Source organism: Ochrobactrum sp. SFR4 (assembly GCF_019730395.1).
In the GTDB taxonomy this organism is placed as follows: Bacteria; Pseudomonadota; Alphaproteobacteria; order Rhizobiales; family Rhizobiaceae; genus Pseudochrobactrum.
Map to the genome: position 1 here is coordinate 1 of NZ_JAAPBB010000472.1, position 330 is coordinate 330.

1 pseudogene is annotated in these 330 nt (G+C 57.0%); it reads right to left on the bottom strand.

Annotation, left to right across the window (positions count from 1 at the left end):
- Positions 1 to 330 (bottom strand): annotated as a pseudogene (locus HBA93_RS19855) (type IV pilus twitching motility protein PilT); the annotation flags it as partial.

A 330-nucleotide genomic window follows, 5' to 3' on the forward strand; every position in this document is an offset into this window, starting at 1 on the left:
TGATTTGCCATGTCCGGTTCCGCCGGCGATGACGATGATACCGGACTTCGGATTGAGGAACGGGCGAAGCTCGTTTTCAAACTGGACTTCATCGAGCGTCGGGGTTTTCGACGGCAATGCGCGAAGCGTCAACTCAACACCGGAACCGCCATTTTTGGTAATGGGGGTGGCATTGACGCGGAACCGGTAACGCTCATGCCGGCTGACCTGAACCTCATAGGAAAAGTCGAGACACCTGCCCTGACGCAGGATGCTCGGCGCGTCTGAGGAACGCCAGATATAGGAAAGCAGAAGATCTACCTCTGAACGCAGGAGCGTGCGTCGAGTGCC